Here is a 22,910-nt window from a genome sequence, read left to right as displayed (position 1 = left end):
TTTTTGGATATACTGAAAAACATGGAGTTTAGAAGAATATTTAGTCTCATTGGCCAGAAGCCTGGTCAGTTTGAAGCATAAACTGAAGAGACTAGCCCCTTAGCACCTTAAGATCAGGACCTCTTCCCTCAAGGATGTCCTTCACTCGTCTACCTACCAGGGTGTTATAGATCGGGTGAGTCAGGATGTAGAACTGATTTTCTTCGATGCCGTTCATCACACTCATGCCTATGCTGTTAATGGGCATTCCTGTTGTGATGACAAACTCGGCTCTCTTAAGTCCTGCCGCATATTGAGGAGAACTGTAGTATGGATCGCTCTTGTCCGAGAATCTTTCAGGACGATGGTTCTCATGATGATGAAGGTCTGTCTGAACAAATCCGGGACAAAATACGGACATCTGGATATTGGCATTTATGGCTTGAAGATCAAAGCTTGTACTCTCACTTAGCGCCACACTTGCATGCTTTGTAGTGTGATAAGCGGGCATGCCGTTTGTTGTGATCAGTCCTGCAATGGATGCCACATTCAGGATATGACACTCAGAACCCTGCTTAAGCATGATGGGGATAACCCGTTTCATGGCGTAAATCTGACTCATGAGATTTGCACCCACAATCCAGTCCCAGTCTTGAAGAGGGAGCTCCCATACGGGACCTGAGATGGCGACACCAGCATTATTGACAAGAAAATCAATGCTTCCATAGGTGTTCATAGCGGTATCCACCATTTTCCCGATTTCACTGTCGAGGGTGACGTCACAGTGGACACCGGTAACCTCAGCACCCTTATGTTTAAAATAGGACACAGCAGCGGTTAAACTTTCTTCATCAATGTCAGCAAGAACCAGTTTCATTTCCCGGCTTGCACATTCTTTGGCAATTTCAAATCCGAATCCATTACCTGCTCCGGTAATAACGGCAACCTTATTTTTAAAATCTTTCATGGTAAAAATCCCCCTTCTTACTTAGTGGTGAAAGCAAAGGCCTGGCTGTATCCTTCTTTAATGGCTTCCTGAATACGCCCAGCTTTCTCTGCATCGCCGATGACCCGGATATTCTCGAATGCGTCCAAGAACTCATTCACCATAGAGCGCCTTGGTGCTACTCCTAGGGCAAGAACGACGGTATCCGCCTCTATCTGCATAACCTGATTGTTCATCTGATTCATAATGGTGATGCCGTTTTCTGATATCCCCATCAGGCGATGATTGGGAATAATTACAGGTTCATGTTTCTGGAATCTCATCATCAAGTCCACTAAAATGGTGCGGTTAATGCCAGGGCCGATGTTTTTCTGCATCTCCACAAGGGTAATGGGATGACCCTTGTCAGCAAGAAGCTCTGCGGTCTCAAGACCTGTAAGTCCTGAACCGATTACGGCAACTCTGCCTGTGGCCACGGACTTCCCGGTGAGTACATCTTCTGCAAGCATGACATTTTTCCCTTGAATTCCTGGGATAGGTGGAATGGCAGGCGTGGCACCTACTGCAACGAAAATGCCATCAGGATTCAGTTCCTTCACCATTTCTACAGTAGCCTTCGTATTCATTCTCACATCAACGCCGCTCTCTTCAATCTCACGGATCATTCCGTTATTCATGTCAGCCACTTTCTCCTTGATGGGGGCCTTGTCAGCTACATTGAGCGTTCCGCCAAGTTTCTCTCTCTCATCAATGAGGATGGTTCTGTACTTTCTCTGATCAAGAAGTAAGGCAGCCTGCATCCCGGCAGGTCCACCACCGATTACCACAACAGTCTTTCCTTCTCCATCTATATTAGGGTCTGAAAATTCGATTTCCCGCCCTACTCTGGCATTAACCGCACACTTCGTGTGTCTTCCCTGATTGAGCTCGGCAAAACAGTTTAGGCAGCCGATACATTTTCTGATCTGATCGCTTTTTCCGTCTCTTGCTTTATTTACCCAGTTGGGGTCAGCCAGATGACCACGAGCCACTCCAACAAAGTCGCAGACACCATCATTTAAAAGCTGCTCAGCAGTTTGAGGGTCTTTAATATTGTTTACTGCGATGACAGGGATCTTAACATTTTTGCGGATCTCTGTAGCCAAATGCTTTTTCCATCCCTGTGGATAGGATCCAGGCTCAATGATGGTGGTGGCACTTTCGTAGGTTCCACTGCTGACATTGATTGCATCTATGCCCAGGCTCTCTAAGGTTCTGGCGATCTTGACCGACTCAGGAAGCTTTAAGCCGCCCTCAACGAATTCATCAGCGCTGATCCTTACTGAAACAGGAAAGTCCGCTCCACACATGTATTTGATTCCAGTTATGATCTCTGAAAGAATTCTTAATCTGTTATGGAAACTTCCACCATATTTATCTGTCCTGACGTTGGTGTAAGGGGAGATAAACTGATTAAGAAGGTAACCATGAGCGGCATGAATCTCTACTCCGTCTGCACCGGCAGTTTTGGAGATGACTGCACCTTTGATGAAGCTCTTCACAAGGCCCTCACACTCTTCGGTGGTCAGGGCACGCGGCATTTCCTGAGTCGCCTTGCACATGATGGCAGAAGGCGCAACAATCTGTTTTCCGCCTATGAGACTGCTTTTGGTTTCTCTGCCGGGGTGATGAAGCTGAATAAACACTTTTGTGCCATGCTTCTGAATGGTTTCAATCATTCTCTCCAAATGGGGAATATGACGCCCTTCAGTGACTGAAAGCTGATTCGGTGTACCGACACCATATTCATCATCAATACGAGCAATCTCCGTGATGATCAGACCAACTCCACCTTTGGCTCTTTCTTCGTAGTACCTGGTAATCACATCTGTAGCTTCTCCTTGGGAATTGGCAAGGTTAACGCCGATGGCAGGCATAACCACACGGTTTTTCAGGTTAAGTTTTCCGATTCTACCTCTTTCAAATAACTTTTCGTATTTCATAACAATCTCCTCTTAAGATATTCATAAAATATATTTTGGCATTTTGAACAAAACCCTGATTTTAAAGACTTGAAAAATCATTGTACTCAGCATATATTTTTCAGTTTTTACTCAGGATTCAAAAGTTCAGGCATTGAAGCGATGTGTAGATTTAAGACAATTCATGAAGAGTCTGTTATAATAATAACATATGAATTCAGAAGGCGATAGATGAGGAGTGCATGAATATCAGAGGAGTATTTGTGCGTCTTGCCCAAGTGGTGTCAATATAAGAATCTGTATAATGGAAAGAGGGGAAAGTGATGGATTTCAGAAGCGTCTTAAGGGTACTTAAGCAGGAAAACAGACTGGAGATTTTAAGATCAGAAATTACAGTAGAGGATGAAATTAGTGAGATTTGTCTTTTTGAGAATGGAGCTCAAAATATCAGGAAAAAGCTCTATATTGGAAATATAGAGGAGATCATATCATGGATTAAAGCCGAAGCGGACAGCCCTGAGAAAGGGGCTGGCCTGTCTGCCATTATCGGAATAAAAGAGAGAGATTTTGAGGATGAATCCGTTAGCAGACATTTGGCGTATTCACTGGAGAACGGCATGATATCAAACTATGCCCTGATACGAGAAGAGCACACTTTGAAAGCGCTTCAGGCAGTGAATAATATTATGCAGAAAAAACTTAAGACCAGTTATCAGGTGATTGAGCTTATGGCTCTTGCCATGAGAGGGGCTGATCTTAAGAGCATACTAAAGGTTTCGGAAAAGACACTTGAAAATCCAGTCATTATTATTGATGCCGGGTTTAAAATTCTTGACGTATCCTCCATGGAAGATATTGATGATGACATATGGAAAGCGAATATCAGGAGGGGTTACTGCTCCTATGAGTTTATCAAAGAAGTACACAAGATAGACCAGATCAGACCTTTCCCTCATAACTCCGATGTCTATGAGGTGAACTGCAGTTTTTCTGCCTATGTAAAGTCATGCAGTAAAATTTTTAACAAGGACCGACTTGTCGGCTACGTCATTATGCTGAAGAAAAGAGAAATCGAGAATGCCTTAATTGAAGAGTATCTTCCAATGGTGGGCAGCTCAGTGTGTGAGGTTCTTCTTCGGACAAAAGAGCATAAGGGGGTATTTGGATCTCAGGAAGAAAATCTGATTCATGAACTGATCCATGGGGGAGATGAAGAACTCATTAAGATCAGGTTCAAAATCAATCAGATTGAACTTCCTGAAAAGATGAGCTGCTTGATGATGAAGACAAATGAATACTTAAACAGTATTCAAGCCACAACATTCTTGAAGGAGCAAATTAAGAATATTCTCCCTGGTGCCTTCTGTCTGGAAGAACAAGGGAATCTACTTGTCATCTGCAGGCTTTCTCAAGATGGAAGGCTTACTTCGGAGGAAGAGAGAAGACTTCTTGGTCTTTTCCAGCAAGGTGTCATCCACATGGGCATGAGCAGTCCGTGCACGGATATTATGGCGTTAAAGGATGCTTATGGGCAAAGCGCTCAGCTTTATAAGATCTCAAAAAGACTTCAGATTGAAAAAGAGATAATGTATTTCTCTGATTACAGTTTCTACATTATGCTCAGCAATCTTAACGAGAAAGATCTTCTGCAGTATGCTCATCCTGCCTTGAATATTCTTAGAAAATACGATCAGATCCATAATGGAGAACTCTATAAAACCCTTCAGGTTTTAGTGGACCACCAGTCTCAAATGGTCAAAACGGCAGAAGCGCTGTCCATACACAGAAACAGTCTTTCCTACAGAATCAATAAGATCATTGAGTTGACTGGACTGGATCTGTCGAGTAATGAAGATATTTTCAGGCTCAGCTACGGATTTAAAGTGGAGAAGTACTGCAGAGTAGCAGTTTAGGCATTGCTATATAGAAAGAAGCAGGGGATGAAAACAAAACCGTTTAAATGAATGTGAATCATGACAAAAAGAGCTTTTTCCTCGAAGCTTATGACAGGCAAATTGATGCTCTTCTGATCATCACATAATATTCTTCACAGATTCAGCAAATTTATTTAATATCTTGTGTAACAGATCACACCCTCTAATTGTTTATATTATGTAGGGTGTGATTTCTGCTTTTCATTGGATCAATTAGAAAAGCATCATTTAGATAGCTGATTAGGGGGAAACGAAATGACAGAAGGATATAAGAAAATGTTTTGGGGCGCCATGTTCGTTAGTTTTGCCGGCGTAAGCGGGTTAGTGGCGCTTCTGATGACCCTTGCAGGATGGGTTATTATCGTGGCAGGTCTGGGTAACAATGACAAAAAATCACTTTTTGGTGATTTTTCAAAGCTCAGGCTTCTTACAATAAGACTGGCTGCAGTGTCAGTAACAGGAGGAGTTCTCTATCTGCTTAACCATAGTGAGATGATCAGCTTTGCACAACTGAGGTATTATCCTCTTATTCATATCATCATTCAATTAATCGTGTTCCATAAAATTCTGGAGGAGACGGTTCTTAATTTTGACTGGATGGACCGAATAGATGCTGCAAGAAAATATGCATCTAAAGACAGAAACTTTACTTTACTCATGGGCATAACCATAGCAGCTTTTTTACTTTTCTACATATTTAATCAGCCACTTATGAGAGCTGAGGGTATTGCAGCTTTTGCAGCATCAAAAATTTATCTCCTTTGGATCATATATTCTCTATGTCATGAAAACCATGAAGAAATGCTTAATGATGGAGAGTGCTCCTTTACCCTTAAATAACTTGAAAGTATAGTCACCAAGAGTTTTTCATTAAGCTCTTGATGAAATGAGTGTTCTTTGTATGAAGTCAATGCTGAGTATAGATTCATTTTAATTGAATCAGATAGATGATATTTATATATAAAAATGATTAAGCTATGATCATCTAGTTATGTCATATTAGTATGATGATTTATATGGGATTTTACACCATTGGAGGGAAATATGGAAAAAGTAAATTTAGATGCACTTATACCAAGAGAAGATTTCGATATTGTAGACAGTAATCTTTCTGGAAAGAAAAAAGAAACAATATAATGTGCACATAGAGTTGGACACAAATTTTGAAAAATAAGATAAACTGAATGTATGACTAAAACTAGAAGAACATGGACCCCCGAGGAGAAGGCAGCAATAGTGCTTGAACTCCTGCGCGAAGAGAGCACGTTAGCTGAAATAGCCAAGAAACACGATGTCGCACAACAATTGATAAGCCGCTGGAAATCTGAATTTCTAGCCAATATGCCTGCAGTATTCAATAAACGGAATGAGGATATTGAAAAAATGAAGCAGGATCACGAAGAAGAAAAGGAGCTTCTCGTTAAAAAAATTGGGGAACTGACATTGGATGTGGACTGGCTTAAAAAAAAAGACAAACAAATCATACAAATGCGCGTTAAAAAAGCTTGATCTAATCAGATTGGCCATCGAAAGATGAAATTCTGCAGCTTACCGTTAGAAGGATTCATCTTGCGATACATGCTGTCTTTTATAATCTATCCGCTGCTTCATCATGCCGTTATCACCTACATAACAGATTTGGCAAATTCAGCCATTACACGAGAAGATGCAGTAGCAACCTATCGACATCATTAACAGTGACTATGCTCGAATATCTGAATTCTTCGACATATGAGTGAGTAAAGAATCTTCCGCTGATATGGCATAGTTCGAGCAAAGTAAAATCCTGATTCGTAGAAATGTAACTGCATAATATGGCATAAATCCATGGCTTTGGCATTTGCGTGAGATGCTGGCAAGCTAATGCTATCCGTCGACAAGGATTTTCTTTTTATCAGGATGCTAAGAGTTCTAAATGGATATTTCTGATTTTCCTGTGTTACTTACATCTAGATCCAGGGCAAGTTCCTGCAACCCATAAAGAGAGCGTCATAGCAAAGAAGGTGCAGTAATACTTCCGAATACCTCTCAACTCAAAGTCACTACTGATCGTATTCTGTAAGCTTTAAATCTTTGGGGATACCTTTTATGCTCTTGTAAAGGCATCAATCAACTAAGACCTGTTTTTCTAAGGCTTCAACAGATATCCGAGAGATTTCCATATAATCATGCAGATATAGGCGGTCCAAGTTCATCGGTTTACCATCATATATTTCTAATTGCCTCATTATATTATCTGATCTGTGCTTTTGAGTTCAATCCAGTTCACTGCGGTTTGTTACACACTTGTTTATAGCAGCATCATACTTGACCAAATATTTTTTAACTCATCAGATAAGTATAATCTGCGGTCTCTATGAGCTTTTGTTTGAAGGATATCTACATACCCTTCCTTTAAGTATACGTCTTCGCATTTCAGTTTACGTGCTTCGCCGCATCTTGCACCACAACAGTACAGAAATCTGTATAATGCAGGAAGGACATATGGACGTCCCAAGGCTTTGTGCCTTAATACAAAGTGATCACACTCCATAAAGAAACTTTGTATTTCTGATTCTGTCATTAAATATACTTCAGGACGATAACGCTGAATAGTAAACCTGTTATCAAGTACATAAGCTTCATATCCAACACTCAGAAGGTATCTTCCGAATTCTCTTATTGGTGATATCCAGCTCCGGTCTCCAGATATTGACTTTTCAGCATGTAACAATGCCCATTCTTCAACAGTTTCACGGTCAAGATTACTGAGATTTTTATGATTGTAGTTAAATATGTCAAGCTGTTTCAGATAATACCTGCTTGTTTTATATTCGATGCCTAATGCATTTTTGAATTCGATAAATTCTATTATATGTGGTGCTAATTTGCTGATGTACTCGTTCATGGATTCACCTCCTTAGAGATGTTAGCCATTGGAAGTACACATTCTTTGAGTCTTTCAACGTCGGTTGTTATGTATATATCAGTTGTATCAGGAGTTGAATGTCCTAGTATAGCTGCAATAGTCTCTATCGGAACTTCATTTCTCACTATAGTTGATGCGGCGTTATGCCTGAGCATATGCATACCCCAAATGCGTGAACCTTTATCGATACCTGCACTCATAAATACCTTGCTCACAATGGCATGACATGAAGCGTGATCAGAAAGTGGGGTAAATGGTGCAAGTGTTCTTAGAAAGAGAAAGTTACTTTCTACATCAGGTCGTTCATTCACGATATATCTAGCTATTGCATTCCCAACTGTTGGAGTAAGAGGCAAGCAAACAAGATTTCCAGTTTTACTTTGCCTAAATGTAATTATGTCATTATTCCAATCTATATCTGACAGTTTAAGATTTATCAAGTCACAAGCTCTAATACCACAAGATAAGCCTATGATTACAATAGCGGCATCCCTTAATGTTATCTTGCCATCAGTAATAACTGATTCCAGTTTTTTACATTCTTCATCAGTAAGAAGTGGAATGATTTTATGAATTCTTGGAGCATGTATTCCTGCAATAGCAGATGTTAAGTCTGTTCTTTCAAGATATCTAAAGATATTTCTAAGCTCGCATAAAACTTCACGCTGCCTGGTTTGCTTGGTCTCTTTTATATATCTAATGACCATATGTGGCTCAAGATCACATAAGTTATAAACAGAAATATTGACTAAAAATTCTAAAATGCAATACATTCCATACTCATAGAAATGAATTGTATTTTCGTTGTCATAAATGGATTTAAGGAATTTTTGATAGTCTTCGTATATAATCTTATGCTGTTGGTTTTTTGGCGAAATCTTTCCACGTTTAACTACTGAAAAATCAAAGGTTCCTGTGTCGAAGTAAGAATCTATCAGCCTAATAAACCTTCCTTGAGTATGATATCGGTTTTTACTGAATTTTCCTGTTTTCTTGCTGATAACATCATTGGCATACTGTTCACCGATATCGTATGAGTATTCTGTCACATTCTTTTTCATACAGAACTTTTTGAATCGCCTTATAACACCTTGATAGTTGAAGATTGTTGACTCATTATAGCCTGCATCAGTTACTGCTTGAAGACAAAGTTCGCAAATGGTTTTAATTGTCATCTTGAAGCACCTCCTTTTCTTGGTACTTCAAGTATAAATACTATGCCGAAGTTTTTGCAAAGAAACCAGTATATTAAAGCATTTGAAAAAACTTCGACATAGTATTTTCTTCGGTATAGTCAGAGTTATGCCGAATTCAGGATAATAGTGATCAAGGGGCTCAATATACTTCTCATGAATATCACAGCTATATTGAAAGTTGTGGTATTATAGCTTCTATGTCTAGGCCTGGTACTCCTATTGATAATGCACCTATAGAAAGCTTCTTTTCCACATTAAAGGCAGAATGGTTGCCAGACACAAGTAATATGACTATTGAAGAGATTGCAAAGGATATAGATGAATATATTGAATTTTATAACAACGAACGAATTCAGTTAAGAACTAAAATGTCACCGTTTGAATATCGTCAAGGTGCTGCTTAGTGAGCCATTTGGTTGTCTGCTGTTATGGGGTCACTTCATTTGTAGATAATGATAAAAAAATTGTAAGTCAGTATTATAGAAGTTTTTTAGTAATGGGTCGCTGTTTCAAAGAGTACGAGAAAATTGACATTGTAGGAATAAGTGGACTTATTGATAGAACAATTAGACAGGAAGAAGCGAGAAAAAACCGCCTGAAATGAAGTACGGTGACCCGTACCATAAGTAACTGCAGTTTTTTGATGTAAGCATTGGATATACAGGAATGTAAAAGGATTGAGATGATTTATCACAGGTTTTTAGTGGTACTCTGTGCTGTAGAGTGTATGCTTACTTATAATTCAAGATTAACTATAGTTCTACCTTTGTGCTTACCTGCTAATATCATATCTATTTTTTTACTTAATCCTTCTAAAGACACTTCATCTACATTATCATTTAAATTATTAGGCTTCCAATCTGAGGCTAAAGCATTCCAGATTTTTAGTCTAATATCCATAGGACATTGAACAGAATCAATTCCAAACAATGTTATGCCCCGCAAAATAAATGGATAGACAGACGTTGAGAATTCATGAGATGCGACATTTCCACAGCATGTCACACTACCGCCATAATTAGTTGATTTAATAGCTGTAGCTAATATATTTCCACCTACTGTATCTATTACACCGGCCCATCGACCTTTTGAAAGAGCTCTTTCAGATTTGTCATCTATCTCTTTTCTATCAACGATCTCTTTTGCGCCAAGCCCAAATAGCATTTCTTTTTCATCAGTTTTTCCTGTAGCAGCGATGACATTATAGCCAATTCTATTTAAGATTGAGATAGCTATGCTACCTACTCCGCCTGTTGCACCTGTTACTAAGATATCTCCATCTTTAGGTTTAACATCTGAGTTTACTAATTTATAAACGGATAGAGCAGCAGTAAATCCAGCTGTACCAAATATCATGCTCTCTCTAAGAGAAAGATTTTCGGGAAGTTTAACAACCCATTCAGCAGGAACTCTAATATACTCTCCATAACCTCCTGATGTATTCATCCCTAAATCATATCCTGTTACAATAACTTTATCACCAACTTTTAAAGTATCATTGTTACTTTCTACTACAACACCAGCAGCATCAATTCCAGGCGTATGGGGATAACTTCTAGTTACGCCTTTATTTCCTGTAGCTGAAAGAGCGTCTTTATAGTTTAGTGAAGAATACTTTACATTTATTAGAATATCTCCTTTTGGAAGATCTTGGACTTGTCTCATTATAATTTCCCTTTGAAATTCTTTTTCGTGAATCACGGACACTAACATTGCTTTATATTTATTGTCATTCATTGTAAAACTCCTTTAAAGAAATATAGTTTTAGATCAAATTAATAATAACAGGAACATAGTTTAAGACAAAGTCCGTATAGTGGCTCAATTAAATATTATCACATTAAGCTTGAGAACTTTTGTTGAAATATACTTTTATACCAAGGAGTGCCATTAGAAAACCGGTGATGACAAAAAGAATTTCTATTGCGACAAGGTCAGCAATTGGACCTACGATGACCATACCTAGGGGCATGACGCCGGCCATGACGATCTGAGTCAAACCGAAGATTCTTCCTTGCATATTGTTATCGATTCTTTCTTGAAGCAATGTGGTGATAGCAGCAACAAAAAATGGTACGATGAGTCCACTTAGAAACATGAAAAATAGGTAGATGGAAAAGTATTTGGAGAGCCCGAGACCAAGGGTGAAGATACCCAATAGGCTACAAGATATAGCGATGGTATGGATATGGTTTTCTAGGCCTTTCCATATGGAAATCAAGATACCACCTAAAATAGAACCTAGGAAAAAAACAACTTCATTAGCCGTCAGACGCCAAACATCATCACCAAAAGAACGTGCCACCATTAGCGGTGTTAGAAATGCAACGGGAACCAACAAAAAGAAAAAGACAGCATAAAAAATCAGCATCTCTTTTATGAAGCGGTTATCACGTACATAAAGTAGACCAGCTTTTAGATCATCGAAATAACCCTCTTGTTGCAGCGAGAGGGCTTTTTCATGGGGTGGCACTTTTAAAGCTATAAGAATCAGGATGGCAATGGTTGCGGTCATGACATCAATCATAAAAGTAACTTCTAAAGTGGAGGTAGCAAGTAAAAGGCCGCTGACAATGGGAGAAACCAACATAATTAAAGAGCCGATGCTATTGTTGATACCATTGACTTTCATCAGTTTAGCCGTAGGGACAATCTGTGGTAAAAAAGCATTAACAGCAGGGGTTTGAATACCTGCCCCTAAAGAGCGTATGCCGGAAACGATAAAAAGCGCCCATAAGCTGCCGTATCCCATATAAAACAAGATAGCTAGAACTAACGTTGCACTTGCAATAAGAAAATCCGAAAGGATCATCAGTGTTTTACGGTTGTACCGATCGGCCCAGACTCCGGCAAAAAGAGAGATAACGAGTTGGGGAAGAAAGGCAAATACAGTGGAGATGGTCATCATAACACCGGATTGTGTTGTTAAGGTAATATGCCATATGATCGCAAATTGAACCAAAGCAGAACCGAATAAAGAAAAGCTTTGACTTAGTAAAAACAAAACGGTCTTACGTATCCAATGTTCCGGGTATGGGGTTTTGTTGAGTTCATCTATGTTATTTTGTTCATCTAAAGGTTCTTGTGTGATTGAGTCTTGATTATCCTTAATCATATTACCTCCATAGCATTTATCATTTATAAGAAAGCCCGTTTGTTAAGATGATGTGTTAAGGACTTTTCTTACCTATATGGTATTAAGGTTATTGCATGAAGTAAGAATTGTCAATATATTCATTGACATATAGAAAAAAACATAGTAGAATACGTATATACCCATATGGGCATGTACGTATTTTGCAGTTGGAGGTGTTTGTGTGACAGAAGTTATGGATGTTTTTAAGGTATTATCAGATGAAACACGTTTAAGAACCATGATCTTACTCTATAATAAAAGTTTGTGTGTATGTCAAATCCAAGCCGTACTAGAGGAAACACAACCTAAGATCTCAAAGCATCTGGGCAAACTAAGAGACTTGAATTTTGTTCAATCTAAAAGACTGGAGCAAATGATGTATTATAACATTGATGACTCCAATAAATTGTTAATCTCTCTGCTTAAAGATATCATTCTTCACTTAGAGAATGATGCTACATATAAGAAAGACATGCATAGGTTAGAGCATGTAGAAGACTATATTCAGGTAAAAGCATTTGAGGCATAACAACTTAATTGAACATATAGATAACTAAGACGTAGAAGCAAGTGTATGTATTTCTTAGAAATCCTATATGTGAAAAAGCTGAGCAAACAAGTGGAAGTTTAATTTAGAAAGAGGTTATAATATGTTAGATTTTTTAAATGGGGTATGGAGTGTTTTTACCAGTATTCTAAAATTCGAGTGGTTATATGACTTGGTAGCGGCTTTGGTGGAAAATGTGTTTAAGCTATCTATGGATACCAACTTAGGATCTTCAGTGCATTTTTTCATCTATGATGTGATTAAGATTCTAATGCTTCTAAGTATTATGATTTTCTTAATCTCATATATAAGAAGTTATTTTCCACCTGAGCGAACAAAGAAAATTCTTGAGAATTTCAGTGGTATAAAAGGAAACATCATGGCGTCACTGCTTGGAACTGTAACGCCTTTTTGTTCTTGTTCATCGGTGCCAATCTTTATTGGATTTGTTGAGAGTGGCATACCACTTGGTGTGACTTTTTCATTCTTAATTACATCTCCACTGATTAATCAAGGCGCTATTATTGTACTGTTAGCAGCGTTTGGTTGGAAAGTAGCAGCACTGTACATAGCCATGGGTGTCATTATTGGTATTATTGGAGGTATTGTCATAGGGAAGTTCAACCTAGAAAGTGAAGTTGAAGGTTATGTGTACGAGATGTCCATGGGCGATGTGGAAATACAAACACTCACAAAAAAAGAACGTATTAGTTTTTCGATAGAAGAAGTAATAAAGATTGTAAAGCATGTGTGGATTTATTTATTAATTGGTATAGGACTTGGTGCAGCGATACATGGTTGGGCACCTGCAGATATTCTGACCAAATACGCCGGACCGGATAATCCCTTTGCTGTTTTAGTAGGTGTGGCTGTTGGTATACCACTTTATGCAGACGTCATAGGTACGATTCCGATAGCAGAAGCATTGATATCAAAAGGTATGGGCATGGGTACTGCTTTATCCTTTATGATGGCTGTAGCGGCCTTATCTTTACCGGCTATGATCTTACTTAGAAAAGTGATTAAACCTAAATTACTTGCAATATTTGTTGCAATAACAAGTTTTGGTATAATATTAGTAGGTTACTTATTTAACTTTTTACTACATTAGAATTAGGAGGCTATTATGGAGATCAAAGTATTAGGACCAGGTTGTAAAAATTGTACAAATCTAGAAGCAAACACAAAAAAAGCACTTGCAGAATTAAACATTGAGGCGACTGTGGAAAAAGTGACAGACATGAAAGAAATTATAGGATATGGCGTTATGAGTACACCGGCACTTGTTGTAGATGGAACGCTAAAAGTAATGGGCAGGGTGCCAAAGCCATCGGAGATTAAAGAATATTTGGTATAGTATAAAAAGGGATTATTGACCTTGAGGTTGATGATCCTTTTTTTTCATTATTACAGTTAGCTTGACGGATAAGAAAATATGAGGTAATATTAGTATATTCGATTTCGCTCATATACAAATAGAGGTGATGACTTATGGAACTATCGGAAATATTCAAAACACTTGGTGATGAAAATAGGCTTAGAATTCTAGGTATATTATTCAAAAGAGAATTATGTGTTTGTGAAGTTGAAATGATTTTAAATATGACACAATCTAATGTATCAAGGCATCTGGCAAAACTTAAAAACGCCGGTATTATTAGCTATGATAAAAAAGCACAATGGGTTTATTATGAGATTAGTAAAAAGTTTATAGAACGTTACCCTAAGCTTTATGAATTGTTAGTTGAAGAAAGTAAAACAAGTAGGACATATGAAAAAGATATGGCATTACTTGAGAAGTATAAGGATAGTAAGTGTTCTTTCGTAGAATTTAAAGAGACAATTTTGTAAACGATATATAGAAATATTTTTTATTTCGTATATGCATAAACTCAAATATATACATAAAGGAGAAAATTATGATAATAGAATTTTATGATCCACCAATGTGTTGTTCAACAGGTCTTTGCGGTCCAAGTGTCGATGAGAGCCTTGTAAAGCTCGGTGAGAATATCGAACACATTAAGAACAAATATGAGGGTGCAAAAGTGGAACGCTATATGATTACCCAGCAACCGATGAAGTTTAAAGAAAACGAAAGTGTTTTCAAACTCGTTAAAGAAAAAGGTAGAGATATCCTACCTATCACCACACTTAATGGTAACATCATAAAATTCGGGTCCTATCCGACTTTTGAAGAATTGGAGCAAAAAATCAATGAATAAAACATCCAGTGAAGCAACAAATAAAACAACAAGTAAAACAACAAGTAAGACAGAATTTATATTTTTCTCAGGAAAAGGCGGCGTAGGTAAGACGTCTATGGCTAGTACGACAGCGGTTTATTATGCTAATATGGGTAAAAAAACCATGATCGTTACCACAGACCCTGCGGCCAACTTATCGGATGTATTTGATCAGGAGATTGGTCATAATATAACCAAGATTAATGGCATCGAGCATCTATACGCCATGGAGATCGATCCGGATCAATCTACAAAGGAATATAAAGAAAGATCATTAGCACCTATGAGAGAGCTTTTTGATGAAGAAATGATTAAGATTGCTGAGGAACAACTCAGCGGACCATGTACAGAGGAAATGGCTTCATTTGATAAGTTCATTGACTTTATGGATGATGACAGTTATGACATTATTATATTTGATACGGCACCTACAGGCCATACAATCCGTTTATTGGAGCTTCCTGTTGACTGGAGCAAGCATATTGAAGATAGTTCCAAAGGGAGCGGACAAACCTGTATGGGGCCAGTGGCTTTGATTCAAGAAAGTAAAGAAAAATATGATCGAGCACTGTCAAAGCTAAGAGATTCAAAACAAACTGACTTTGTCTTTGTGATGCAACCGGAACAAACATCGCTTCAAGAGACGGTACGCGCATCCAACGAGTTGGCTCAGATTGGAGTGACCACAACCAGAATCATCATCAACGGCTTCATACCGGAATCGGAAATCGTTAACCCATTCTTCAAAACCAGATACGAGATGCAACAAGGCTATAAAGAAAAAGCCCATGAAGCCTTTCCGAATGTGACCATCCAAACCATGGAGTTATTTGATGGTGAACTAAAAGGCATGGCTATGTTTAAGAAATGTGGCGCGAAGCTATTTAACGTACCTCTAGAAAATGAAGCTTTAGTTGCTAATAGTGATCAAGAAGAAGCAAAAGAAGATTCAGTACCAAGAATGAATCTGGATAACTTAGATCTTGATATCGGAAAACTCATCTATCCGGAAGAAGGTAAAAGAAAGCATATCTTTTACTCCGGTAAAGGCGGCGTGGGTAAAACATCTATGGCATGTCTAACAGCTGTTAAGACGGCTAATAAAGGGTTTAAGACCTTACTAATGACAACAGACCCTGCGGCACATATTGGTAATGTCCTTGATAAGCCGGTTACAGATGAAGTCACACAAATCGATGGGATTTCAAATCTATTTGCTGTGAAGATTGACCAGAAAAAAGCGACCCATGATTATAAAGAATCCATATTAAAAGATGCCCGTTTGAATTTTGATGCAAACACAATTCAAGCCATGGAAGAAGAACTGGATTCACCTTGTACGGAAGAGATGGCTTCCTTCCAAAAGTTTATGGAATATGCCAGTGGCGATGCTTTTGAAGTGATTGTTTTTGATACGGCACCAACCGGTCATACACTAAGACTTCTTGAGTTACCTATGGACTGGAGTAAGCAGATTCAGCTAAAAGCCGGTGTTTCAACAGAAATCAGTACCGCGGATAAGATTCAGAAAGCTCGTTTTGACAAGGTTATTAATATGATGAAAAACAAAGAGGAAACCACTTTTGGCTTTGTTATGTATCCTGAGAAAACACCGATTATTGAAGCCTATAGAGCATCAGAAGAGTTAAAATCTGTAGATGTTCATACACAACTCATTGTGGCGAATCTAATTATTCCCGATGATCAAGCCGTAACACCCTTCTTTGGGAATCGTAGAAATATGCAGGAAAAATATTTAAAAGAAATTCATGATCAGTTTACAGAATCACAAGTACTTAAAGTACCGATGCAGGAAAAGGAAATCAGAGGCTTAGAGATGCTCACGTTGATGTCAGAAAACATTTTTGGAGGAAAATAATATGGAAAATCAAACAAAAACAAAAATCATAGTGTATGGACTAAAAAATGATGCGCCGGCACAAAGCGGCGGTTGTGGTTGTGGCCCGGAAGGCTGTGGCCCTCAAGCCACCATGGGTGAGATGTATGATGAGATGGTAGCAGATCTAAGTGGCAAAATGGATAATCTAGAGTTTGAATTTATCGATGTTATGGAAAACGATCTAGATGATGAATCTGAGGTTGTTGATTTGATGAAAAAAGAATTTCCAATTCCATACGTTCAAATTAATGACAAATTAAGGTTTTATGGTGGGATATCCAGTCAAGCTATTTATAATGATATAACTAAGGCATAATGTAGAGAACTGTTATATAATAGAGACAAAGTAAATGAAGCACTTTCTATAAGAAGGTGCTTCATAACTTTATACACAATCATGTTTTGTTTTGAAAGGATGGTGTCATATGAGAATTATAGTAATCGGTGCAGTAGCAGCGGGTACATCAGCAGCAGCAAAGGCTAGAAGAAATGATGAGGATTCGGAGATTGTCATTTATGAAAAAGATCAGGATATATCTTACTCCGGTTGTGGCATGCCTTATTTTATCGGTGGCGAAGTAGAAGATAAAGAAGAACTTACACCAAGAGATCCTGAATTTTTCAAAAAGAAATATAATATAGATATACATATATCTCATGAGGTCATAGACCTAGATACAAGCTCAAAAACAATAAGGGTTAAGAACTTAAGCAATAATGAGATTTTTGAGGATTATTATGACCGCTTGGTAATAGCAACAGGTGCTGTATCTGTTATGCCACCCATTGAGGGCATTCATCAGAAACATGTTTTTGCATTAAGAAATATTCAAGATATGCTTAAAATCACAGGATTTATTGATAGCAATAAGCCAAAGTCAGCGATTATTATTGGAAGTGGTTTTATTGGATTGGAGCTTTGTGAGAACTTGAAAAACATCGGCATAGACATTACATTGATAGAAATGCTAGATCAAGTGACACCTGGGCTAGATGCAGATATGGCAACCTATGTTGAGGAACATCTAATAGAAAAAGATGTAAAAGTAATGCTAAGCGCCAGAGTTGAAACCATCCTAGAAGATGGTGTCAAGCTGCAAAATGGACAAATGGTTCATGGTGACATGATTGTTGTGGCGACAGGTGTGAAGCCCGAAGTGACTTTAGCAAAAGCCGGGGGTATAGCTACAGGAGAATCCGGTGCAATAATCGTAGATCAGAGAATGGAAACCAATATTACAGATGTTTACGCCTGTGGTGATTGTATTGAACAGTACCATGTGGTTACTGGCAAGCCGGTATTTAGACCTCTTGGATCAACCGCTAACAAGACAGGTAGAATTGCTGGAGAAAATATATCCGGTGGGCATTTATTGTTTAGAGGTATACTTGGAACCGGTATTTTTAAAGTCTTTGATTTGGCTGTAGCTCAGACAGGGCTATCTGAAAAAGAAGCAAAGGCACTTGGATATTCGGTCGTAGTTAGCCATAATATAAAACCCAGCAAACCATTCTATATGGGTGGTAAAGAACTGGTTATTAAAGCAATTGCAGATAAAATAACAGGAAAACTATTAGGTGTTCAAATCATTGGAGAAGACGGCGTTGATAAGCGACTGGATGTTTTTGTAACAGCCATTACTTACGGGGCAAAGGCAGAAGATCTTTTTCATTTGGACTTAGGTTATGCACCACCATTTTCAATTACAAAAGATCCGGTTATGTATACAGGTATGATACTGGATAACGCCATTCACAAAGAACGTCGACTTATGACAATTGATGAACTCGAGAAGCTTAAAGCATCCGGTAAACCCTATAAAATCATTGATGCAAGGATACCCAAACAATTTGAGAAGAAACATGTGGCAGGTGCTATTAACATGCCTCACGAAAACTTTAGATTGCATTTAAAGGACCTAGATAAAGAAATCATCATCATTACATATTGCAATAAGGGAACCACGGGAAACGCGGTGCAAAATATATTAATGAATCATGGCTTTAAGGAAGTATATAATATTTCAGGCGGTCATAAAACTGCGGAAAAAAACATAAAAAAACATAAAAAAAACTAAATAATAAAATTGATTGTAGAATTTTACAACTTGGGACTTGTCAGGAAGTGAAATAAAGCGTAGAATGTTACATGGAATCAATAAGCTGAATAGATCATAGGTTTACAGATATAGAATCTAAAGGCTTTTGTATGATGGGAGATTAATATGAATGAATTTGTTCTGCATAGGGATCTACATGTAGACCCCTTAACACGACTAAAAAATTTCATTCAATTCATTGAAGAAGATTACACCACTCTTTTTGGGACCAGTGGTATTATCTGTATTTTTGATATCACAAATTTAAGTGAACTCAATCGGGATTCAGGTAGAGAAACCGGCGATCTGATTATAAGAACAGCGGCCCGAGTTTTGTGTCAGTTTTTCCCAAGGGAAATTGTTTATCGGACAGAAGGCGATGCTTTCACAATCATAATCAAAGACAGTAACGAGGCCTTCATTGAAGATGTATTGGATGAGGCAAAGAATTATTATCGCCAAGAAATGCGAGAAAATGGTTATCATGACATAACATTGCATTCGATTTTATATGCATATGAAGAGCCGATTACTTCCTTAGAGGATTATTATATGTTTGTGGTTAAGGAAGATAAAAAAGTAGATAGTAGCCTCAAGTACTCCGGTGAAGGTATGGTTAGAAACATCCTTGGCGGTGTCATCAATAGGTTCAGACAATCTTTAGATTATTATGAAGAAGTCTATAATTATGCTTTGATTGATGAAATATCAGGTCTGCCCAATGCTAAAGCAGCAAATCAGTACTTGGCCAATAGGGTCACGCGAACAGGAAGAAAGACGGATCAGTATTGTGTCTTGTTTATTGATGGGGACGACCTTAGGTATTATAATGATGTAAGCTATCAAGCCGGCAATCAGATGATTAAAAAGCTAGGCACGATTATTAATGAAGCCATAAGAGATGAGGACAAGGTTTTCAGGTGGCTAAGTGGTGACGAGTTTATAGTGATTTTAGAAAACACAGACCATGTGATTGGTGAGACACTAGCAGAACGTATACGTGCTAGAATTGAAAGTCAACAAGAGGATTTCCTTTTTGAAACCACAGTATCTATTGGCGTAGCCAGTTACCCCATAGATGGACGTGATGTGGATCAAATTATTTATTATGCTGAAAAGGCGACAAAGATTGCAAAAGAACAAGGTAAGAACCAAGTAGTCAGTTGGCGTGAAGTGGACGTAGCGGCAATATAATTGATAAAATTAAATGAATTTGGAGATACTATGAAAAATATAATTGTAATTAATAGCGATAAAATGGGTTCAGGTGATGATGATTTAGGACATAAACTAATGGGCGCATTTTTGAAAAAACTATGGGCAAGAAGAGAAAGTCCGGAACTCGTTATACTCTATAACTCAGGTGTCAGACTTTTATCTAAAGAAAATGGCTATATGGATGTGATGCATGGTTTAGATGAAAAGGGTGTGGAAATCATTGCATGTGGTACCTGTATAGATGCTTATGATATGCGTGCATCTATGACCACCGGACGTATTTCTAATATGGAAGAGATTGTTGACATCATGATGAAGGCAAAAAAGGTTATAACGATATGAGGTATATTCTAGGAACTTCATGGTCGAAATTGGCTTACTGATATACGTAAAAAAGGTGCTTATAAGCACCTTTTTTTATTGGCTTTGACTTAATCTAATCTAGTGCTTCCAAATAGCTGTGAACATCATCCCTATTACCTTTGAAAACTACATGGTGTTGTACTTTAGACATTTGGAAGTTGTACATTGGATCATAGTAGTCTCTAAGAAACATAGTAATCCATGGTTCGTGGCATATATAAGTGCCACTAATCACTTGTGTGTCATAGGCTTCTTTGAAAAGTTCGACCACAATCTTCAGTCGATCACCACCAAATCTTTTCTCGAGGCGATGCATACTGGCGAGAATATAATCATACCAGAGCTTCAAACCTTGACCTTCACCAAATCGCTCAATATGATGGGCTTGAGATTCAATCACATATTCTTGTAAGGTAATCTGCACCCTTTCTTCTAGGGGGATTTCTACAATTACATAGTCACCTGTTTTATAATGGGCGACCAAATCGGTAGGAAGGAATCTTTTGCCAACATTTTTACCTTCATCTTCCAAGATGACATGTTTATAGCCTTTTGACTTGTGTTGAATCAAGGCATAGGCCAGGTTGTTCTCAAAGTCGATTTGCGTAGGTTGTTCATCTATATGGTGACCAAAGGAGGAACCACGATGGTGAGCGATGGCTTCTAGATCGATGGCATTTTTAAGGTCTTTTAATATTAAAGTTTTGCCGGAACCAGTGCAGCCACCTAATATAATGGGCTTGGCTATTTGTGCCCGGGGCATAAGCTCTGAGAGTAAGTATTGCCTGAAGGCTTTATAACCACCTTCAAGACGAATAATATCTTTGCCGGCATCATGAAGCCATTCTTGACTGATTCTAGATCTAGAACCACCACGAAAACAATACAACATAGCCGTGGGGTTTTCTTCAATAAACTGAATCCAAGCCGTGACTCGTGATGCTTTGACTTCTCCGCTGACAAGATTGTAACCTAGGTCGGTGGCGGCAGCATTCCCATCTTCCTTATACTTAATACCAACAGCATGTCGCTCTTCGTCGTTCATAATCGGTAGATTCACAGCATGCTTAAAAGCACCTTTTTGAAATTCAATCGGTGCTCGAACATCAATCAATGGACGCTCATCAAGAACAATGCTTAAGAAATCATGGCTGGTTTCCATAGACATACCCTCTATACCACAGTGACAAAGTGTTGACCAAGGGACGTGGTACGACCAATAGGTTTAAGATCTAAGCCGGCTTTAGCGGTTATTTCTAAAAATGCAGCGGTGCTCTCATCTTCAACAATCGCCAATAAACCACCGGACGTCTGAGCATCACAGAGCAGATGCTGTTGATCTTCTGTCATAGGTGCGATTTTATGACCATAGCTCTTAAAGTTGTTGCGTGTACCGCCGGAAATACAACCAAGAGATAGGTATTTCTTGGTGTTTGGTAAAAAAGGTACTTGGTCAAATTGAATTTGAGCGGATATACCACTGCCTTCACAGATCTCAGTCAAATGACCTAGAAGTCCAAAACCTGTTACGTCCGTTAAAGCAACAACGCCATCAATAGTAGCCAATTCACCACCAATTTTATTCAAGGTGCACATAGCTTCTATAGCAGCATCAATATGACCGTCTTCGATTTTTTTACGTTTTTGAGCCGTAGTTAGAATGCCGATACCAAGAGGCTTTGTTAGAAAGATATTACAGTCTGCTTTGGCTTTATTGTTTTGCTTAAGCTGATGATTATTAACAATGCCTGTAACAGCCAGACCGAAAATAGGCTCAGGCGAGTCAATAGAATGCCCACCGGCTAATGGAATGCCGGCTTCCTCACAAGCACTTCGGCCACCATCAATAACATCCCGTGCAATCTCTGGCGCCAATTTATCAAGGGGCCATCCTAAGATAGCAATAGCCATTAATGGCTTACCACCCATGGCGTAAATATCACTGAGTGCGTTGGTAGCGGATATTCTACCGAAGGTAAAAGGATCATCTGTAATGGGCATAAAAAAATCCGTTGTACTAAGGACGGAAGTACCATTGCCAAGGTCATACGCAGCGGCATCATCCTTACTGCTGTTGCCTACTAGAAGCTTTGGATCCGGAATGATAGGTCTTGAAGTCTCTAGAATTGTATCTAAAATGGCAGGAGAGATTTTGCAACCACAACCCGCGCCATGGCTATATTCTGTTAGTTTTATTTCGCTCATAGTTTCACCTCTAATTTTTTATTTTTAAGTAATGGTTAATATGTCAAAACTATATAGTTGAATCTTCACATTAACCGTTATTATAACATAATTATCCATATACGACCATACTGATCCAGAGGGGTTCCTTAAGAGTTTTGAATCAAGAGTTAGACCTTTTTCAATAAAATTATATCGATAAACAATAAAAATGTATTGATAAAAGAAAAAATATATGCTATTATAGCTATAAATAAAAATGCTGAAAGTAACAGCGAAAATAACAAATGAGG

The 22,910-nt window shown here is 38.3% G+C and carries 24 protein-coding genes; 15 read left to right on the top strand and 9 right to left on the bottom strand.

What is annotated here, in order from left to right; all coding sequences use genetic code 11:
- Positions 1–91 precede the first annotated feature (91 nt).
- Together PATL70BA_RS07445 and PATL70BA_RS07440 are read right to left on the bottom strand one after the other, a co-directional pair.
- Positions 92–946 (bottom strand): SDR family NAD(P)-dependent oxidoreductase, encoded by an 855-nt coding sequence (locus PATL70BA_RS07445; RefSeq protein WP_125136786.1) that lies wholly within the window; start codon positions 944–946, stop codon positions 92–94.
- A 17-nt stretch (positions 947–963) separates the two neighbouring features.
- Complete coding sequence (locus tag PATL70BA_RS07440; protein ID WP_125136785.1) at positions 964–2,907, bottom strand: oxidoreductase; 1,944 nt, start codon at positions 2,905–2,907, stop codon at positions 964–966.
- A 302-nt stretch (positions 2,908–3,209) separates the two neighbouring features.
- On the opposite strand from PATL70BA_RS07440, the gene PATL70BA_RS07435 reads away from it, so the two are divergent.
- The 4 genes from PATL70BA_RS07435 to PATL70BA_RS16760 all read left to right on the top strand — a co-directional run bounded on the left by PATL70BA_RS07435 (position 3,210) and on the right by PATL70BA_RS16760 (position 6,515).
- Positions 3,210–4,799 carry a PucR family transcriptional regulator gene (locus tag PATL70BA_RS07435; RefSeq protein ID WP_243116011.1) on the top strand — a complete coding sequence of 530 codons (1,590 nt, stop codon included), beginning with the start codon at positions 3,210–3,212 and terminating at the stop codon, positions 4,797–4,799.
- A 276-nt stretch (positions 4,800–5,075) separates the two neighbouring features.
- Positions 5,076–5,660, top strand: coding sequence for a hypothetical protein (locus PATL70BA_RS07430; RefSeq protein ID WP_125136783.1), 585 nt, complete (start codon positions 5,076–5,078; stop codon positions 5,658–5,660).
- A 348-nt stretch (positions 5,661–6,008) separates the two neighbouring features.
- Positions 6,009–6,329, top strand: a complete 321-nt coding sequence (locus PATL70BA_RS07425) for a transposase (protein WP_125136782.1) — start codon at positions 6,009–6,011, stop codon at positions 6,327–6,329.
- A 60-nt stretch (positions 6,330–6,389) separates the two neighbouring features.
- Positions 6,390–6,515 carry a hypothetical protein gene (locus PATL70BA_RS16760; RefSeq protein ID WP_279233245.1) on the top strand — a complete coding sequence of 42 codons (126 nt, stop codon included), beginning with the start codon at positions 6,390–6,392 and terminating at the stop codon, positions 6,513–6,515.
- Positions 6,516–6,925: 410 nt separating this feature from the next.
- Here PATL70BA_RS16760 and PATL70BA_RS16755 read toward each other — a convergent pair whose 3' ends face one another.
- The 3 genes from PATL70BA_RS16755 to PATL70BA_RS07415 form a co-directional block, all read right to left on the bottom strand.
- Positions 6,926–7,048, bottom strand: a complete 123-nt coding sequence (locus tag PATL70BA_RS16755; protein ID WP_279233244.1) for a hypothetical protein — start codon at positions 7,046–7,048, stop codon at positions 6,926–6,928.
- Positions 7,049–7,110: 62 nt separating this feature from the next.
- A complete protein-coding gene (locus PATL70BA_RS07420) occupies positions 7,111–7,707 on the bottom strand; it encodes a site-specific integrase (RefSeq protein WP_125136781.1) in 597 nt (198 codons plus the stop codon).
- Positions 7,704–8,903, bottom strand: coding sequence for a site-specific integrase (locus PATL70BA_RS07415; RefSeq protein ID WP_125136780.1), 1,200 nt, complete (start codon positions 8,901–8,903; stop codon positions 7,704–7,706). The genes PATL70BA_RS07420 and PATL70BA_RS07415 overlap by 4 nt, the downstream gene beginning before the upstream one ends.
- A gap of 134 nt (positions 8,904–9,037) precedes the next feature.
- Here PATL70BA_RS07415 and PATL70BA_RS17105 point away from each other — a divergent pair, with 134 nt between their 5' ends.
- Complete coding sequence (locus PATL70BA_RS17105; protein ID WP_125138436.1) at positions 9,038–9,328, top strand: IS3 family transposase; 291 nt, start codon at positions 9,038–9,040, stop codon at positions 9,326–9,328.
- 331 nt (positions 9,329–9,659) lie between these two features.
- Here PATL70BA_RS17105 and PATL70BA_RS07405 read toward each other — a convergent pair whose 3' ends face one another.
- Both PATL70BA_RS07405 and PATL70BA_RS07400 read right to left on the bottom strand, forming a co-directional pair.
- Positions 9,660–10,661, bottom strand: a complete 1,002-nt coding sequence (locus tag PATL70BA_RS07405) for a YhdH/YhfP family quinone oxidoreductase (protein ID WP_125136779.1) — start codon at positions 10,659–10,661, stop codon at positions 9,660–9,662.
- A 103-nt stretch (positions 10,662–10,764) separates the two neighbouring features.
- Entirely contained in the window at positions 10,765–12,039 is a 1,275-nt protein-coding gene (locus PATL70BA_RS07400; RefSeq protein WP_125136778.1) for an MFS transporter, read from the bottom strand.
- A gap of 202 nt (positions 12,040–12,241) precedes the next feature.
- Here PATL70BA_RS07400 and PATL70BA_RS07395 point away from each other — a divergent pair, with 202 nt between their 5' ends.
- The 10 genes from PATL70BA_RS07395 (at position 12,242) to yedF (ending at position 20,412) form a co-directional block, all read left to right on the top strand.
- Positions 12,242–12,589, top strand: coding sequence for an ArsR/SmtB family transcription factor (locus PATL70BA_RS07395; RefSeq protein ID WP_125136777.1), 348 nt, complete (start codon positions 12,242–12,244; stop codon positions 12,587–12,589).
- Positions 12,590–12,710: 121 nt separating this feature from the next.
- Positions 12,711–13,718, top strand: a complete 1,008-nt coding sequence (locus PATL70BA_RS07390) for a permease (protein WP_125136776.1) — start codon at positions 12,711–12,713, stop codon at positions 13,716–13,718.
- Between the two features lie 15 nt (positions 13,719–13,733).
- The gene (locus PATL70BA_RS07385; protein WP_125136775.1) at positions 13,734–13,964 is read left to right on the top strand and encodes a thioredoxin family protein; all 231 of its coding nucleotides are present in this window, start codon (positions 13,734–13,736) and stop codon (positions 13,962–13,964) included.
- A gap of 134 nt (positions 13,965–14,098) precedes the next feature.
- Entirely contained in the window at positions 14,099–14,458 is a 360-nt protein-coding gene (locus PATL70BA_RS07380) for an ArsR/SmtB family transcription factor (RefSeq protein WP_125136774.1), read from the top strand.
- A 68-nt stretch (positions 14,459–14,526) separates the two neighbouring features.
- On the top strand, positions 14,527–14,832 hold the full coding sequence (arsD, locus tag PATL70BA_RS07375; protein ID WP_125136773.1) for an arsenite efflux transporter metallochaperone ArsD: 306 nt from the start codon (positions 14,527–14,529) through the stop codon (positions 14,830–14,832).
- Positions 14,825–16,732 (top strand): TRC40/GET3/ArsA family transport-energizing ATPase, encoded by a 1,908-nt coding sequence (locus PATL70BA_RS16535; protein WP_125136772.1) that lies wholly within the window; start codon positions 14,825–14,827, stop codon positions 16,730–16,732. The genes arsD and PATL70BA_RS16535 overlap by 8 nt, the downstream gene beginning before the upstream one ends.
- Position 16,733: 1 nt before the next feature.
- Positions 16,734–17,069 carry a hypothetical protein gene (locus PATL70BA_RS07365; RefSeq protein ID WP_125136771.1) on the top strand — a complete coding sequence of 112 codons (336 nt, stop codon included), beginning with the start codon at positions 16,734–16,736 and terminating at the stop codon, positions 17,067–17,069.
- A 109-nt stretch (positions 17,070–17,178) separates the two neighbouring features.
- Positions 17,179–18,831 carry an FAD-dependent oxidoreductase gene (locus PATL70BA_RS07360; protein WP_125136770.1) on the top strand — a complete coding sequence of 551 codons (1,653 nt, stop codon included), beginning with the start codon at positions 17,179–17,181 and terminating at the stop codon, positions 18,829–18,831.
- A 147-nt stretch (positions 18,832–18,978) separates the two neighbouring features.
- The gene (locus PATL70BA_RS07355; protein WP_125136769.1) at positions 18,979–20,046 is read left to right on the top strand and encodes a GGDEF domain-containing protein; all 1,068 of its coding nucleotides are present in this window, start codon (positions 18,979–18,981) and stop codon (positions 20,044–20,046) included.
- 30 nt (positions 20,047–20,076) lie between these two features.
- The gene (yedF, locus tag PATL70BA_RS07350; protein WP_125136768.1) at positions 20,077–20,412 is read left to right on the top strand and encodes a sulfurtransferase-like selenium metabolism protein YedF; all 336 of its coding nucleotides are present in this window, start codon (positions 20,077–20,079) and stop codon (positions 20,410–20,412) included.
- Positions 20,413–20,506: 94 nt separating this feature from the next.
- Here the strand turns inward: yedF and mnmH are convergent, their stop codons facing one another.
- Entirely contained in the window at positions 20,507–21,595 is a 1,089-nt protein-coding gene (gene mnmH, locus PATL70BA_RS07345) for a tRNA 2-selenouridine(34) synthase MnmH (RefSeq protein ID WP_125136767.1), read from the bottom strand.
- Between the two features lie 11 nt (positions 21,596–21,606).
- Positions 21,607–22,638 carry a selenide, water dikinase SelD gene (gene selD / locus PATL70BA_RS07340; protein WP_125136766.1) on the bottom strand — a complete coding sequence of 344 codons (1,032 nt, stop codon included), beginning with the start codon at positions 22,636–22,638 and terminating at the stop codon, positions 21,607–21,609.
- Between the last annotated feature and the right edge of the window lie 272 nt (positions 22,639–22,910).

The sequence above is a fragment of the Petrocella atlantisensis genome, assembly GCF_900538275.1.
GTDB classification, from domain to species: Bacteria; Bacillota; Clostridia; order Lachnospirales; family Vallitaleaceae; genus Petrocella; species Petrocella atlantisensis.
The sequence above is the reverse complement of the archived record's forward strand: the minus strand, read 5'-3'. Positions and strand labels throughout refer to the sequence as shown.

Excerpts from the sequence above, each read along its gene's own strand:
- PATL70BA_RS07445 (WP_125136786.1), bottom strand. The coding sequence starts at position 946 with ATGAAAGATTTTAAAAATAAGGTTGCCGTTATTACCGGAGCAGGTAAT.
- PATL70BA_RS07440 (WP_125136785.1), bottom strand. The coding sequence starts at position 2,907 with ATGAAATACGAAAAGTTATTTGAAAGAGGTAGAATCGGAAAACTTAAC.
- PATL70BA_RS07435 (WP_243116011.1), top strand. The coding sequence starts at position 3,210 with ATGGATTTCAGAAGCGTCTTAAGGGTACTTAAGCAGGAAAACAGACTG.
- PATL70BA_RS07430 (WP_125136783.1), top strand. The coding sequence starts at position 5,076 with ATGACAGAAGGATATAAGAAAATGTTTTGGGGCGCCATGTTCGTTAGT.
- PATL70BA_RS07425 (WP_125136782.1), top strand. The coding sequence starts at position 6,009 with ATGACTAAAACTAGAAGAACATGGACCCCCGAGGAGAAGGCAGCAATA.
- PATL70BA_RS16755 (WP_279233244.1), bottom strand. The coding sequence starts at position 7,048 with ATGAGGCAATTAGAAATATATGATGGTAAACCGATGAACTTGGACCGC.
- PATL70BA_RS07420 (WP_125136781.1), bottom strand. The coding sequence starts at position 7,707 with ATGAACGAGTACATCAGCAAATTAGCACCACATATAATAGAATTTATC.
- PATL70BA_RS07415 (WP_125136780.1), bottom strand. The coding sequence starts at position 8,903 with ATGACAATTAAAACCATTTGCGAACTTTGTCTTCAAGCAGTAACTGAT.
- PATL70BA_RS07405 (WP_125136779.1), bottom strand. The coding sequence starts at position 10,661 with ATGAATGACAATAAATATAAAGCAATGTTAGTGTCCGTGATTCACGAA.
- PATL70BA_RS07400 (WP_125136778.1), bottom strand. The coding sequence starts at position 12,039 with ATGATTAAGGATAATCAAGACTCAATCACACAAGAACCTTTAGATGAA.
- PATL70BA_RS07390 (WP_125136776.1), top strand. The coding sequence starts at position 12,711 with ATGTTAGATTTTTTAAATGGGGTATGGAGTGTTTTTACCAGTATTCTA.
- PATL70BA_RS07385 (WP_125136775.1), top strand. The coding sequence starts at position 13,734 with ATGGAGATCAAAGTATTAGGACCAGGTTGTAAAAATTGTACAAATCTA.
- PATL70BA_RS07380 (WP_125136774.1), top strand. The coding sequence starts at position 14,099 with ATGGAACTATCGGAAATATTCAAAACACTTGGTGATGAAAATAGGCTT.
- arsD (WP_125136773.1), top strand. The coding sequence starts at position 14,527 with ATGATAATAGAATTTTATGATCCACCAATGTGTTGTTCAACAGGTCTT.
- PATL70BA_RS16535 (WP_125136772.1), top strand. The coding sequence starts at position 14,825 with ATGAATAAAACATCCAGTGAAGCAACAAATAAAACAACAAGTAAAACA.
- PATL70BA_RS07365 (WP_125136771.1), top strand. The coding sequence starts at position 16,734 with ATGGAAAATCAAACAAAAACAAAAATCATAGTGTATGGACTAAAAAAT.
- PATL70BA_RS07360 (WP_125136770.1), top strand. The coding sequence starts at position 17,179 with ATGAGAATTATAGTAATCGGTGCAGTAGCAGCGGGTACATCAGCAGCA.
- PATL70BA_RS07355 (WP_125136769.1), top strand. The coding sequence starts at position 18,979 with ATGAATGAATTTGTTCTGCATAGGGATCTACATGTAGACCCCTTAACA.
- yedF (WP_125136768.1), top strand. The coding sequence starts at position 20,077 with ATGAAAAATATAATTGTAATTAATAGCGATAAAATGGGTTCAGGTGAT.
- mnmH (WP_125136767.1), bottom strand. The coding sequence starts at position 21,595 with ATGGAAACCAGCCATGATTTCTTAAGCATTGTTCTTGATGAGCGTCCA.
- selD (WP_125136766.1), bottom strand. The coding sequence starts at position 22,638 with ATGAGCGAAATAAAACTAACAGAATATAGCCATGGCGCGGGTTGTGGT.